The sequence below is a fragment of the Streptomyces sp. JLBT605 genome (assembly GCF_058215555.1).
Window position 1 is genome coordinate 5,009,007 of record NZ_CM177087.1, and the last position, 12,761, is coordinate 5,021,767.

14 protein-coding genes are annotated in these 12,761 nt (G+C 72.7%); 10 read left to right on the forward strand and 4 right to left on the reverse strand.

Annotated elements, in window-relative coordinates; translation table 11 throughout:
• Positions 1–96: 96 nt before the first annotated feature.
• Positions 97–1,599, forward strand: a complete 1,503-nt coding sequence (locus AC4BDD_RS21865; protein WP_490687151.1) for an HtaA domain-containing protein — start codon at positions 97–99, stop codon at positions 1,597–1,599.
• A 107-nt stretch (positions 1,600–1,706) separates the two neighbouring features.
• Positions 1,707–3,323 (forward strand): HtaA domain-containing protein, encoded by a 1,617-nt coding sequence (locus tag AC4BDD_RS21870; RefSeq protein WP_490687152.1) that lies wholly within the window; start codon positions 1,707–1,709, stop codon positions 3,321–3,323.
• A 90-nt stretch (positions 3,324–3,413) separates the two neighbouring features.
• On the opposite strand, the gene AC4BDD_RS21875 is transcribed toward AC4BDD_RS21870, so the two are convergent.
• Positions 3,414–4,130 (reverse strand): biliverdin-producing heme oxygenase, encoded by a 717-nt coding sequence (locus AC4BDD_RS21875; RefSeq protein WP_490687153.1) that lies wholly within the window; start codon positions 4,128–4,130, stop codon positions 3,414–3,416.
• 58 nt (positions 4,131–4,188) lie between these two features.
• Positions 4,189–5,046 (reverse strand): type I methionyl aminopeptidase, encoded by an 858-nt coding sequence (map, locus tag AC4BDD_RS21880; protein ID WP_490687154.1) that lies wholly within the window; start codon positions 5,044–5,046, stop codon positions 4,189–4,191.
• 144 nt (positions 5,047–5,190) lie between these two features.
• Here map and AC4BDD_RS21885 point away from each other — a divergent pair, with 144 nt between their 5' ends.
• Positions 5,191–5,445: a hypothetical protein gene (locus AC4BDD_RS21885; protein WP_490687155.1), complete on the forward strand. Its 255-nt coding sequence runs from the start codon at positions 5,191–5,193 to the stop codon at positions 5,443–5,445.
• A 142-nt stretch (positions 5,446–5,587) separates the two neighbouring features.
• Here the strand turns inward: AC4BDD_RS21885 and AC4BDD_RS21890 are convergent, their stop codons facing one another.
• Complete coding sequence (locus tag AC4BDD_RS21890) at positions 5,588–6,190, reverse strand: hypothetical protein (protein WP_490687156.1); 603 nt, start codon at positions 6,188–6,190, stop codon at positions 5,588–5,590.
• 53 nt (positions 6,191–6,243) lie between these two features.
• Positions 6,244–6,450, reverse strand: coding sequence for a DUF5708 family protein (locus AC4BDD_RS21895; protein WP_490687157.1), 207 nt, complete (start codon positions 6,448–6,450; stop codon positions 6,244–6,246).
• A gap of 324 nt (positions 6,451–6,774) precedes the next feature.
• On the opposite strand from AC4BDD_RS21895, the gene AC4BDD_RS21900 reads away from it, so the two are divergent.
• The 7 genes from AC4BDD_RS21900 (at position 6,775) to AC4BDD_RS21930 (ending at position 12,674) form a co-directional block, all read left to right on the forward strand.
• Positions 6,775–7,884, forward strand: coding sequence for a sialidase family protein (locus AC4BDD_RS21900; RefSeq protein ID WP_490687158.1), 1,110 nt, complete (start codon positions 6,775–6,777; stop codon positions 7,882–7,884).
• Positions 7,881–9,221, forward strand: coding sequence for an ABC transporter substrate-binding protein (locus tag AC4BDD_RS21905; RefSeq protein ID WP_490687159.1), 1,341 nt, complete (start codon positions 7,881–7,883; stop codon positions 9,219–9,221). The genes AC4BDD_RS21900 and AC4BDD_RS21905 overlap by 4 nt, the downstream gene beginning before the upstream one ends.
• Complete coding sequence (locus AC4BDD_RS21910) at positions 9,218–10,150, forward strand: carbohydrate ABC transporter permease (RefSeq protein WP_490687160.1); 933 nt, start codon at positions 9,218–9,220, stop codon at positions 10,148–10,150. Before AC4BDD_RS21905 ends, AC4BDD_RS21910 begins: the two co-directional genes overlap by 4 nt.
• 212 nt (positions 10,151–10,362) lie before the next feature.
• Positions 10,363–11,193 carry a carbohydrate ABC transporter permease gene (locus tag AC4BDD_RS21915; protein WP_490691884.1) on the forward strand — a complete coding sequence of 277 codons (831 nt, stop codon included), beginning with the start codon at positions 10,363–10,365 and terminating at the stop codon, positions 11,191–11,193.
• 24 nt (positions 11,194–11,217) lie between these two features.
• Positions 11,218–11,931: an NADPH-dependent F420 reductase gene (gene npdG, locus AC4BDD_RS21920; protein ID WP_490687161.1), complete on the forward strand. Its 714-nt coding sequence runs from the start codon at positions 11,218–11,220 to the stop codon at positions 11,929–11,931.
• 95 nt (positions 11,932–12,026) lie between these two features.
• A complete protein-coding gene (locus tag AC4BDD_RS21925) occupies positions 12,027–12,218 on the forward strand; it encodes a hypothetical protein (RefSeq protein WP_490687162.1) in 192 nt (63 codons plus the stop codon).
• A gap of 18 nt (positions 12,219–12,236) precedes the next feature.
• Positions 12,237–12,674 (forward strand): DUF6578 domain-containing protein, encoded by a 438-nt coding sequence (locus tag AC4BDD_RS21930; RefSeq protein WP_490687163.1) that lies wholly within the window; start codon positions 12,237–12,239, stop codon positions 12,672–12,674.
• The last annotated feature ends 87 nt before the right edge of the window (positions 12,675–12,761 follow it).

The following is a 12,761-nucleotide window of genomic DNA, read 5'->3' on the forward strand; positions in this document are numbered from 1 at the left end:
CCACTCCGGTCCCTTCGGTCCCGCTCTGGATCTTCCGGCAATCGTGACTTAGGTTAGCCTTACCTTAGTCATTCGGCTACAGGGGAGGGGTCCTCGTTGCTGCCCTACCGACCGGTCCGCGCCTGCGCCGTCGCACTCCTGACGGCGCTGGCCGCGGCCCAACCGGCCGCCACCGGCGCCCGCGCGACCGGCCGCGACACCGGCCCAACCGCCCTGGTCGCGGCGCGCGCGGTCTCTGGCGGCCGGCTCGACTGGGGGATCAAGGCGTCCTTCCAGAGCTATGTCACCGGCCCCATCGCCAAGGGGAGTTGGACGCTGCGCGACGGCGCCGGCACCGTCGGCGCCGACCAGTTCCGCTTCCACTCGGCCACCGGCTCCTACGACCCGGACAGCGGCGCCCTCACAGCCCGCTTCAGCGGCGGCGTCCACTTCCTCGGACACCGCGGATCCGACGGACGGCATGAGCTGGACCTGACCATCGCGCGGCCCGCGGTCCGGATCAGCGACGGGCGCGGCACCCTCTTCGCCGACATGGCGAGCAGGGCCAAGGGCAGCGGAACGGTCACTTCCGCCCGTCAGGTCCCGCTCGCCACCCTCGACCTGACCGGGGTGGACATGCGCGGCGGAGGCGCGGCCGTCCACCTCGCCGCCATCCCCGCGCGCCTCACCGCACGGGGCGCCGAAGCCTTCGCGGGCTACTACACCGCGGGCACGCCGCTGGACCCGGTGAGCCTGTCGGTGGATGTCACGGCGGGCCGGGCAGAGCCGGGCGCCAAGGCCTCGCCCAGGAGTCCTCGGACGTCACCACCCGCCGAGGCCACCGCGAACCCGCGGTCCACCTTCACCGGCGCGGCCGTCGACTGGGGTGTCCGCAGGACCTTCCGGGAGTACGTCACCGGCCCCATCGCCAAGGGCACCTGGCGGCTGACGGGTGGCGCCGAGGACGGCGGCGCGCTCTTCCGCTTCCCGGCCGGCCGGGGCCGGTACGACAGCCGGGACGGCACGCTGCGCGCCGACTTCACCGGACGCCTCCACTTCACCGGCCGGGATGTGGACCTGACCCTCGACGACCCGTCGGTGCGGATCGCCGACGGCACCGGAACGCTCCGCGCGGACGTCACCGAGGGCGGCGAGACCACCCACGACACCCCGCTGGTCACCTTCACCGCCACCGGACTGCGCCCCGCGGACGGGCTGATCACCCTGCGGGAGGCCCCGGCGCGGCTCACCGCCGAGGGCGCGAAGGCGTTCGGCCGGATGTACCCGCCGGGCACCGTCATGGACCCGGTCTCGCTCGCCGTGCCCGTCGATGACGCCGCCCGGCTCCCCGCCCTGCCCGACCTCGGCGCCGACCCGCAGGCCCCGGCGGCGCCGCCCCGCGCCGCGGCGAAGGAGCCCGGCTCCGGCGCCTACTCCTGGCCGGCCCTGCCGCTCGCGGCGGTCGCCGCGGCCGCCCTACTGGCCACCGGGGGCGCCGTACTCCTGGTGCGCCGGCGCCGCGCCGCCGCCCTGGCGGCCGGGCCTGACGCGCCTGACGGCGCCGCCGTCTCCGGTGAGCCCGACGCGTCCGACGCGCCCGGTGCGGCGAGCGGCGACTGACCCGGCCCCACAGAGCACACGTCCCCATCCCGCACCGCCCGTCCGTTGGCGGAGCCGATCCGCGCTGCCCGTTGGCGGCGCGTGCCCCCGACCCAAGGAGATCCGCGATGTCCGACGCCTCACCCACCCGCCCGATCCGCCGGGGCACGCTGGCCGTCGCCGCGGCGGTCGCCGCGACCGTCGTCGGCGCCGGCGTGCTCGCGCTGCCCGCGAACGCCGCCGCGCCGGGCGGCGAGAAGAAGGCCCCGCCCAAGCTGGAGATCACCGACGGCACCCTGGAGTGGGGTGTGAAGGAGAGCTTCCGGAAGTATCTGACCGGTCCCATCGGCCAGGGCCGGATCACCGTCGCGGACGGCGCCACCCAGGCAGAAGGCAACGGTCCGTTCACCTTCTCCGGCGGCAAAGGCAGCTACGACACCGCGACGCACGCCGTCGACACCACCTTCAAGGGCAGTGTGCGCTTCACCGGCCACGGCGGCGCGCTGGACCTGGAGTTCAGCGATCTGAAGGTGCACACCGAGGGCACCAAGGGCTCGATCAGCCTCGATGTCACCACACCGGAGCGCACCGATGACGACGTCCCCTTCGCCACGCTCGACCTGACCGGCCTTAGGCCCGGGGCGGGCGAGGGCGGGGCGGTCACCTTCGCCCGGATCCCGGCCACGCTGACCGCCGAGGGCGCGAAAGCGTTCAACGGCATGTACCAGGCGGGGCAGGCCCTCGACCCGGCCACCGTGACGGTGAAGGCGGGCGCGCCCACGGCGGCGCCCTCGCCGACCCCCACCGGGGGGCAGAGCAGTACGCCGGGCCCGACCCCGACCGTCGGCCCGACCCCGTCCACCAGCAACCCGCCGACCGGTGGACCGTCCCCCTCGCCGAGCACGCCCCCGCCGACCGGGCGGCCCACCGGCACCCCCTCCGGCGGTGCGGCCACGCCCCCCACCCGCCCCGCCGGCACGATCGCCGACGGCACCCTGGACTGGGGAGTGAAGGAGTCCTTCCGCAGCTATGTCACCGGGCCCGTCGCCAAGGGCAGGATCACCGTCTCCGCCGGCGCCCGGAAGCAGACCGACGGCTTCCGCTTCCCGGCGGGCCATGGCACGTACGACGCCCATGGCACTCGGAGCCTGAACGCCGCCTTCGACGGCGCCGTCCGTTTCACCGGGCACGAGGGCAAGCTGGACCTCAAGCTCAGTGATCTGAAGGTGCGGATCAAGGGTGCCAAGGGCTCACTGCTCGCCGATGTGTCGGCCAAGGACCGCGCGACGGGCAAGGTCAACCGCTCCGGCGATCTCGCTGTGGCCAAGCTGACCATGCCGGCGGGCGCGCTGACCGCCACCGGCGACACCGTCTCCCTCACCGATGTCCGGGCCGAACTGACCCATGCCGGGGCCGGTGCGTTCGGCGGCTTCTACCAGCCGGGCGACGCCCTCGACCCGGTCACTGTCGCGGTCTCGCTGAAGGACGGCGCGGCGTTGCCGGGCACCGCCGGCGGCCAGGGCGGCACGGGCTCCGCCGGTGACGGCGAGGGCAGCGGCTCCGATACCTCCGCGAGCGGCGGCGGGGTCGTGGGCGGGGGCAGCGGCACCACCGCATCGCTCGCCGCTACCGGCTCCGCGCTGCCGGCCGGGGCGCTGCTGGGCGGCGCCGGGCTGCTGGGCCTGGGCGGCGCGGCCGCGGTCTTCGCGACCCGGCGCCGAGCCGGCGGCGACCCCGCTCGCTGAGCTCCACCCCGCTGGGCCTCATGCCGCTGAGCCCCAGCGCCGCGACGACGGCCGGCGCGCGCCATGGGCAATGGCGCGCGCCGCACGGCGCTACGCGCTGAGCGGGAACTCCTCGCCCAGCTCCCGGAAGACCGCGGTGTTCATCGCGAAGGCGCGCTTGCACTCCTCGATGACCCGCTGCTTCTCCAGGTCGTCGACGGGCAGGGCGTCCAGCAGCTCGCGGTAACGGCGCTTGAACGCGGCCGGGTTGGCGATGTCCTCGAAGACGTAGAAGCGGACGCCGTCGCCCTTGCGCTCGAAGCCCCAGGTCTTCTCGGCCGTGCCGCGGATGATCTGGCCGCCGGAGAGATCGCCGAGGTAGCGGGTGTAGTGGTGGGCGACGTACCCCGCGGGCCAGCGGAGCGCGCACTCCTCGATCCGCGCCGCATAGGCCGCCGTCGCCGGCAGGGGCACCAGGCGCGCGCCCCACTCCGGCCCGCCGAGGTGGGCCAGATCCCGCTCCAGCTGGGCGGTGCGGGCCAGCTCGGAGCGGATGAAGGGGCCCGCGACCGGGTCCTTCGCCAGTGCGGCGGCGGAGGACTCCAGGGCGCGGTAGACGAACCACAGCTGCTCGGTGTAGCGCCGGAAGGCGCCGACGCCGAGCCGGCCGCCGAGCATGTCGCTCATGAACGTCGAGCTCTCCGCTTCGGTGTGCTGCTCGTGCGAGGCCGTCCGGATGAGCGTGGAAAACGGCGTGACCGGCGTCGGGTTGCTGGCTGCGGCGTCCAAAGCGGCCTCCGGGTACGCGAGAGGGTCGGGAAAGACCATTGTCACAACTTAGGCTTGCCTAAGTCAATGGCTTTCCCGACATCCTGTCGGTAAAACCCTACGGGAGGGTGAGGATCTCCGCGCCGGTCTCGGTCACCACCAGCGTGTGCTCGAACTGCGCCGTGCGCTTGCGGTCCTTGGTCACCACGGTCCAGCCGTCGTCCCACATGTCGTAGTCGTGCGTGCCCAGCGTCAGCATCGGCTCGATGGTGAACGTCATGCCCGGCTTGATCTCGGTGGTGTGGTGCGGGCTGTCGTAGTGCGGCACGATCAGGCCGGAGTGGAAGGCGGAGTTGATGCCGTGGCCGGTGAAGTCCCGGACCACGCCGTAGCCGAAGCGCTTGGCGTACGACTCGATGACCCGGCCGACGATGTTGATCTGGCGGCCCGGCTTGACCGCCTTGATCGCCCGGTTCAGCGACTCGCGGGTGCGCTCCACCAGCAGCCGGGACTCCTCGTCCACGTCGCCGCAGAGATAGGTGGCGTTGTTGTCGCCGTGCACGCCCCCGATGTAGGCGGTGACGTCCAGGTTCACGATGTCGCCGTCGCGCAGCACCGTCGAGTCCGGGATCCCGTGGCAGATCACCTCGTTGATCGAGGCGCACAGCGACTTCGGGAAACCGCGGTAGCCCAGCGTCGACGGATACGCACCGTGGTCGCACATGAACTCGTGCGCGACCCGGTCCAGCTCGTCGGTGCTGACCCCCGGGGCGATCAGCTTCGCGGCCTCCTCCATGGCCTGCGCGGCGATGCGACCGGCGATCCGCATCCGCTCGATCGTCTCGGCGTCCTGCACCTCAGGCCCGGTGTACGGGGTGGGCGCGGCCTTTCCGACGTACTCGGGGCGCTTGATCGAGGCGGGCACATGGCGGGTGGGGGAGAGCTTCCCCGGGACAAGAAGCGACTGGCCAGACATGCAGCGAGTGTATCCATGGGGGATGGGGCAGCATGGCGGCAGGAAAGGCGCTCACGCAGTGCGATCTCAGGTGCCCGCGCACCGCGGCGCGGGAGCGGTGCCGGGCCGCGTGGACGCGTGGCCGCGGCGAGGACGGAGACGGGGATGGCGTTGTTCAGGAAGCGGACCGTCGGCAAGCCCGGCGAGTGGTACTACTGCCTCAGGCACCAGAAGGTCGAAGAGGGCCCGGAGTGCCGGGCCGCCGACCGTTTCGGGCCGTACGCCACCCGGGAGGAGGCGGCCCACGCGATGGAGACCGCGCGCGAGCGGAACGTCGCCTGGGAGACGGACGCGCGCTGGCGCGACAACCCCACCGCGCGCGGCGATCACTCAGCACCGAGCGAGGACGACGCCGGCTGACGCGCTCGCCGGCACCGGCCGACGCGCTCCCTGGGAGGCGACCCGTTCCCGGGCCCGGCCGGGAGTACGCGCGAGACGTCCCCCACGCCGCCGTCGGACCGCCGCCGTCGGACCGCCGCCGGGCGTCACCGCCAGGTGCGCGTCACCAGCGGGTGGGCGGGGGTGCGGCCAGGTGATCGGCGAGCCGGGCCAGCTGGTCCCGCAGCCGTCCGCGGCGGGGCCGCGGCGGCCGGCCGTTCTCTCCGGCGGCCGCGCTGACCAGGTGCTGGATGGTCTCCAGATCCAGCTCCGCGGCCGGCGGCGCGGCCAGCGCGTCGTGCGCCAGCGCGTGCAGCGCCGCGTCCCCGCCGTCGAGCGCGAACACCGTCGCGCCGCCCCGCCGCGCGTCGTCCACCCGCTCCAGCAGGCCGGCACCCGGGTCGCCCGGGGTCACCACCAGCAGCGTCTCGCCGCGCCGGGCCGCCTCCAGCCGGCTCAGGTCGACCGACAGGTGCCTCGGCGCGCCGCCCGGCACCCGGTGGCGCACCAGGGTGGGGGACAGCTCGGGCAGCCCGGCCCAGGCGGCCTCCTCGTCCAGATGCGCGGCCAGGTGCCACGGCTCGTACTCCGCGCTGCCGACCAGCAGCAGCCCCCCGCCGGACGCCTCGACCGAGGCTCGCAGCTCGCCGGCGAAGCGGCGGGTGGCCGACAGCCACTCGGTGCCGGCGAGCACATCACGCAGCAGCGCGATCCGTACGGCGTCCATGGGCCCGCATCATGCCGGGCCGGTGGCGGCGGCGGGGCCGGGCCCGGCCGGGCTCACCCCTTCGAGTGGGAGCCGCGCAGCCGCCCGAGGAACAGCCAGCCGCTGTAGCCCAGCTCCACCGCGCCGAGGCAGGCGGCGACGACGCCGATCTTGACGGGGTCGACCACCGGAACGTCGATCTTGTCGCCGAACAGCCACAGGAGCAGGCCGGCGGCGAGGGTGGCGGACCCTTCGAGGAGGAATCTGAGCGGTGTGTTCATGGTCCTTTGAGGCTAGGAGCCGGATCCGGGCGGCTCCTCGGCCGCGAGGACGAGAACCGGTGCGATCCCGCTCCCCCTTTCGGCGGACCCCTCGCACCTCGGGCCGGCGGACCCGGCGCACCCCGGGCCGGTGGACCCCGCGCACCCACGGCCGGCGGACTTGGCGCACCCACTGCGCACCCCGGCCGGGGCACCAAGTGTTCATGTGCCGTGCCTTGACGCTCCATCAGGCAATCCCTATGGTCACCGCACACAAGGGACGTCCTACGTCCGTCCGGTCGCCGCGGCGCTTCCCGCGAGGCGACGGGGCATCGGGAGGTGGAGATGTCAGTCGGTGGGACAGCGCGTACCTACGAGGTGTCAGTACCCTTCCGGGCCGGAACCGGCGGCTACGCGAGCTTCCGCATTCCGGCGGTGATCGCCGCGCGCTCCGGCCGGCTGCTGGCCTTCGCCGAGGGGCGGGTGGCGTCGGCCTCCGACACCGGCAACATCGAACTGGTGCTCCGGCGGTCCACCGACGGCGGTCGCACCTGGGGCCCCTTACAGGTCGTCACCGAGAACGGCACCGGCACGGCGGGCAACCCCGCCCCGGTGCTGCTGGAGGGCGGCCGCATCGTCCTGGTCCATGTGCGCAACGCCGCCGACGCCACCGAGACCCGCATCCTGCGTGGCCAGGTGCCGGCCGCCGACGGTCGGCGGGTGTGGGTGCAGTACAGCGACGACGAGGGCGCCCGCTGGAGCGTGCCGCGCGAGATCACCTCGCAGGTGAAGAAGGCGGAGTGGCGGTGGTACGCGACCACCCCGGGCCACGCCGTGCGGCTGCGGCACGGCCCGCACGCCGGACGGATCGTCGTCCCGGCCAACCACTCCCTTCCGCCCACCGGCGCAGGCGACGGCACCGAGGGCCGGTACCACGGCGGACACAGCCTGCTGAGCGACGACGGCGGCAGGAGCTGGCGCATCGGCTACGTCGACGACAACCCCAACGGCTACATCAACGTCAACGAGACCACCGCCACCGAACTCCCCGACGGCCGGATCTACTTCAACGCCCGCAACGACTCCGACTCGCCCGGCAACCGGGCCGACGCCGTCTCCCGGGACGGCGGCGAGACGCTGATCAAGCCCTTCCGCCCGCAGGCCGCCCTGGTCACCCCGATCGTCGAAGGCAGCGTGCTGCATCTGGGCGAGCCCGATGTGCTGCTCTTCTCCGGGCCCGCCGACCCCGCCTTCCGGGCCGTGATGACCGTGCGGGCCAGCCTTGACCGGGGCCTGACCTGGCGCACCGCGCACACCGTCGACGGCCTGCCGGCCGCCTACTCGGACCTGGTCAGGATCGACGACGACACCGTCGGGCTGCTGTACGAGACCGGCGACTTCAGCGCCTACTCGACGATCACCTTCCGGCGCGTTCCGATGGAGGAGCTGGTATGAGCGAGAACCCCGTCCACCGTGTTCCCGGCCGCCGCACCGTGCTGGGCGGCGCGGCCGCCGTCGCCGCCGGGCTCACCCTCGCGGGCTGCGGCTCGGACGACGACGGCGAGGCCGAGCCCAAGGGCCGTGCGAAGGGCGAGAAGATCACCCTGACCTTCTGGTCCTGGGTGCCGGGCATCGACAAGCCCGTCGACCTGTGGAACCGGCGGAACCCCGAGGTGCGGATCAAGCTGGAGAAGGTCTCGGCGGTCAACGGCGCGCAGTACGCCAAGATGCACGCCGCGATCAAGGCGGGCAACCCGCCGGACCTCGGCCAGGTCGAATACCCGGTGGTCCCCAGCTTCCTGCTCGACAACGGGCTGCTGGACCTGACGGAGTACGGGGTGGAGAAGCACAGGTCGAAGTTTGTCGGCTGGCAGTGGCAGCAGTCCGTCTTCGGCAAGGGCGTCTACGCCATCCCGCAGGCGTCCGGCCCGATGGGCCTCTTCCTCCGGCAGGACCTGTTCGACGAGTGGGGCATCGAGACCCCGCGGACCTGGGACGACTACGAGGCGGCGGCCAAGGCGATCCGCAAGCGGGGCGCCTGGATCGAGACCTTCTCCGCGACCAACGGCAACCGCTTCGCGGGCCTGGCCTGGCAGGCGGGCGCGAGCTGGTTCGGCACCTCCGGCGACGCCTGGACGGTCAGCATCGACGACGAGCCGACCCGCCGGGTCGCCGACTACTGGGAGGCGCTGGTCAGGCAGAAGCTGATCAAGACCATCCCGGACCGGCAGAACGCCTGGTACAAGGACATCCAGACCGGCGACATCGCCGCCTGGCTCGGCGCCAGCTGGGGCGACGCGCTGCTGGTCGGCAACGCCCCCAAGACCTCCGGCGGGTGGCGGGCGGCCGCCATGCCGCAGTGGCGCAAGGGCGCCGGCGCCTACGCCAACTGGGGCGGGTCCACCACGGCCGTCTTCCGAGGGACGAAATACCCCAAGGACGCGCTCGCCTTCGCCGTCTGGCTCAACACGGACCCGGAGTCGATCAGGCTGCTGATCCAGGGCGGCTACGGCTTCCCCGCCGCCACCGGCGGCTTCTCCACCGCCGACCTCGATGTGCACAAGGACTTCTTCGGCGGCCAGGCGTACAGCACGGTCTTCGCGGAGGCCGGCAAGGGCGTGGACACCAGCTGGAAGTGGGGCCCGGCCGTCGACACCCTCTACCAGCGGCTCGGCGACGCCTTCACCGAGGCGCTGGGCGACGGCGGATCCTTCCGGTCCGTGATCAGGAAGGTGCAGGGCCAGACGGTCCAGGACCTCAAGGACAAGGGCCTGAAGGTGGAGGCGGGGTGAGGCGGCGCGTCAGCCGTACCGAGGCCCGCCACGCCCGCGCGGCGGCCGTCTTCCTGCTGCCGTTCCTCGCCCTGTTCGTGCTCTGCTTCCTCGCCCCCATCGGCTACGCCGTCCACCAGAGCCTGCTGAAGGTCGAGCGCACCGGCCCGCTCGGCCTGGGCGGCGAGACCAGGGACGTGTGGGCGGGCCTGGCGAACTACTCGCACGCGCTGGAGGACGACCGCTTCGTCTCGGGCTTCGGCCGGGTGCTGCTCTTCGGCGCCGTCCAGATCCCGGTGATGATCGTCTTCGCGACGGCGCTGGCGCTGCTGCTCGACGCCGCCTCGGCCCGCTGGGTCGGCTTCTTCCGCACCGCCTTCTTCCTGCCGTACGGCGTGCCCGGCGTCATCGCCTCCATCCTGTGGGGCTTCCTGTACGTGCCGGGGATCAGCCCGCTGGTCGAGATGGCCGACTCGGTGGGCTGGAACCTCGACTTCCTGGCCCGCGACACCGTCCTGTGGTCCATCGCCAACATCGTCACCTGGCAGTTCACCGGCTACAACATGCTGGTGCTGATCGCCCAGCTCAAGGCCGTGCCCGAGGAGCTGTACGAGGCGGCGCGGATCGACGGGGCGAGCGCCTGGCAGGTCGCCCGGCACATCAAACTCCCGCTGATCCGGCCCGCGCTGGTCCTCACCACCGTCTTCAGCATCATCGGGACCCTCCAGCTGTTCGCCGAGCCGATGGTGCTGCGGCCGCTGTCCACCTCCATCGACTCCGGCTACACCCCCAATCTGCACGCCTACAACGAGGCGTTCACCAGCAACAACCAGCACATCGCGGCGGCCGAGGCGGTGCTGCTCGCCCTCGTCGCGTGCGTGCTGTCCTTCGGTTTCCTGCGACTGGTGGGGTTCGGCGCCCGGCGGCGGCGCGGAGAGGACGGCCCGTGAGCGGAGTGAGCACGGTCACCGAGCCGGGCGAGCCCGGTGAACCCGGCGGACCGGGCGCGACCGGTGAGCCGGACGCACCGGACACGGCCCCCGACCGGCGGACCGGGCGCGGCCGGCGCGGCGCCCGGGCCGGCCAAGGCAAAGGCACCGGCACCGGCAGGCGACGAGGCAGGGGCGGCGGCGGGCCGGGCGGCCGTCCAGGGCAGCCGCCGCTGCGGCACCGCATCATCACCTGTTCGCTGCTCGCCGTCGCCGCCGTCTACTTCCTGGTCCCCGTCTACTGGCTCGCGGTCTCCTCGACCAAGTCCAGCAGCGACCTCTTCGGCACCTTCGGCTTCTGGTTCTCCGACCCGCACCCGCTCGACAACCTCGGTGACGTCCTGACCTACGACGATGGCATCTACGTGCGGTGGTTCCTCAACAGCCTGCTGTACGCGGGGCTGGGCGCGGTGATCGCCACCCTGCTGTCGGCGGCCGCCGGCTACGCGCTGGCGAAGTACTCCTTCCCGGGCCGGGAGGGCATCTTCAACGTGGTGCTCGCCGGGGTACTGCTGCCCGGCACCGCGCTGGCCCTGCCGCTGTACCTGATGTTCAGCGAGATGGGCCTGGCCAACACCTACTGGGCGGTGCTGATCCCCAGCACGGTCAGCCCCTTCGGGGTCTATCTGTGCCGCATCTACGCCACCGCCGCCGTGCCCGACTCACTGCTGGAGGCGGCGCGGATCGACGGGGCGGGGGAGGCCCGGATCTTCGGCACGCTGGGCCTGCGGCTGATGACCCCGGCGCTGGTCACCGTCTTCCTGTTCCAGTTCGTGCACATCTGGAACAACTTCCTCCTGCCGCTGGTCATGCTCTCCGACTCCGACCTGTACCCGCTCCAGCTGGGCCTGACCTCCTGGCAGGGGTACGCCGACCGGCAGCCCGAGCTCTACCAGTACACGGTCGGCGGCGCCTTCCTGTCCGTCCTGCCGCTGATGGTGCTGATGGGCGTCCTCCAGCGGTACTGGCGCACCGGGCTGACCGAGGGCAGCGTCAAGTCGTGAGGGGTGCGTGACAGTATCGCTGTCATGACTACCCACGACACTGCTGACGCGCCCAAGAAGGCCCCCGCCAAGGACCCCTGGGAGCTGCCCGACGTATCCGGCCTGGTGGTCGGCGTCCTCGGCGGCACCGGTGACCAGGGGCGCGGCCTGGCCTACCGGCTCGCCAAGGCGGGCCAGAAGGTGATCATCGGATCCCGTGCCGCCGAGCGGGCCGAGGCCGCCGCCGCCGAGATCGGCTTCGGCGTCGAGGGCGCGGACAACGCCGGGTGCGCGCGGCGCAGCGACATCGTGATCGTCGCCGTGCCCTGGGACGGCCACGCCAAGACCCTGGAATCGCTGCGCGAGGAGCTCGCCGGCAAGCTGGTCATCGACTGCGTCAATCCGCTCGGCTTCGACAAGAAGGGCGCCTACGCGCTTCGGCCGGAGGAGGGCAGCGCCGCCGAGCAGGCCGCCGCCCTGCTGCCAGAGTCCCGGGTCACCGCGGCCTTCCACCACCTGTCCGCGGTGCTGCTCCAGGACCCGGCGATCGAGGAGATCGACACCGATGTGATGGTGCTCGGCGAGTCCCGCGCGGACACCGATCTGGTGCAGGCGCTGGCCGCCCGCGTTCCCGGCATGCGCGGCGTCTTCGCCGGCCGGCTGCGCAACGCCCACCAGGTCGAGTCGCTGGTCGCCAACCTGATCTCGGTCAACCGCCGCTACAAGGCCCACGCCGGGCTGCGCGTCACCGACGTCTGATGCCATCGGGGGGCATCCCCGGTCGGGTGGGCAGGGGTATAGGGGACAATGGGCGGGACCGACCCGCCCCGGAGCACCCGACAGGAGCTGCCCCCATGCCCCGCCTCGCCCTCTATGCCCTCATCGTGTGCGCCCTCGCCGTCGCCGCGGCCGTCGTGTCGTTCACGCAGGGCATGTGGTTCGGCGCCCTGTGGATCCTGGTCGCCGGCATCTCGTCCAACATGGCCTTCTACTACCTGCGCCGCGCCAAGCTGGAGCGGGCCGCCGCCGGCACCGCCAACGGCTGACCCATCAAGCCGCGGCGCATGGCGATGGTGAGCGTCTTCTACCTGGACTGGGAGATGGAGTGCTGTGGCACGCCCTTCTCCGTGGGCGACCAGGTGACCTGGACGGTCGTGGGAATCGACAACCTTGACGACGACGAGCGGCCGGTCCCTGCCGAGGCGGTGACCGGAGCCCTGTACGCCCACTCCGAGCACGGCGGCACCTACCCCGGCACATCGGAGGAGATCACCGGTCGGGTGACCCGTATCCAGGTGGTGAGCCAGGGATTCGAGGCCCCCACCTCCAAGGACCATCCCTATCGGCGGGTGCCCGGCGACTTCGCCGTGCGTCCGGTGGACACCTGCCCCAAGTGGTTCCGGCAGTCCCCCGAGACCCGGCAGCAGACCCGCGACGGCCGCGCCTACCGCCAGGGCGAGACGGGCGTGCTCGTCGAACTGGACCTGCTCTCCGCACCCTGACCAGGCCCCGCACTCCAGGCCGCGCAGGCCGCGAGCCCCCGACAGCCCGGACCGCGGGGACACATGGCGTGAGCGTCCATGACAATG